1 protein-coding gene is annotated in these 666 nt (G+C 36.2%); it reads right to left on the minus strand.

Features of this window, described 5'->3' with window-relative positions; all coding sequences use genetic code 11:
• The coding region (tsf, locus tag ACRCJ0_RS17985; RefSeq protein ID WP_431391504.1) for a translation elongation factor Ts at positions 1–515 on the minus strand (515 nt) is incomplete at its 3' end.
• Positions 516–666: the final 151 nt, after the last annotated feature.

Raw genomic sequence — 666 nt, forward strand, 5'->3', positions numbered from 1 at the left:
TTGTTACCGTCAATTAATGTAAGAACAGAAATACGTCCACCTTGGTGAGAGTATGTACCAAATTCTTGGTCATCTGTTTTTGTTAAAGTTTCAAAGCGACGTAATGAGATTTTTTCTCCAATTACAGCAGCTTTTTCTTTAATGTATGTATCTAAGTCTTTACCTTCAACAGTCACATCAGTTAAAGCAGCTTCTACAGTAGCAGGTTTTTGCTCTAAGATAGCTAATGCAACAGTTTCTAATAATTCAACGAATTGATCGTTACGTGCAACGAAGTCAGTTTCAGAGTTAACTTCTACAATTACAGCGTCGTTTCCTTTAGCTACGGCTTTAGTTAAACCTTCAGCAGCAACACGGTCAGCTTTCTTAGCAGCTTTAGCGATACCTTTTTCACGTAGGAAGTCGATAGCTTTGTCCATATCTCCGTCAACTTCAACTAAGGCCTTCTTAGCATCCATCATACCTACACCAGTGCGGTCGCGTAATTCTTTAACTTGTTTTGCAGTAATTGCCATTTAAAATTTTCCTCCTAATTGCATGCATTCTTAAAAAAAAGGCTATCTTAACTAAGAAGGAAAGCCGAATATAGCTTAGACAAACTTAATCAGATAGCCATCTACTGTTTATATTTTACTACTAATTGAAGTAATCTTCAACTATAGCAAA

The sequence above is a fragment of the Aerococcus sp. L_32 genome (genome assembly GCF_050689315.1).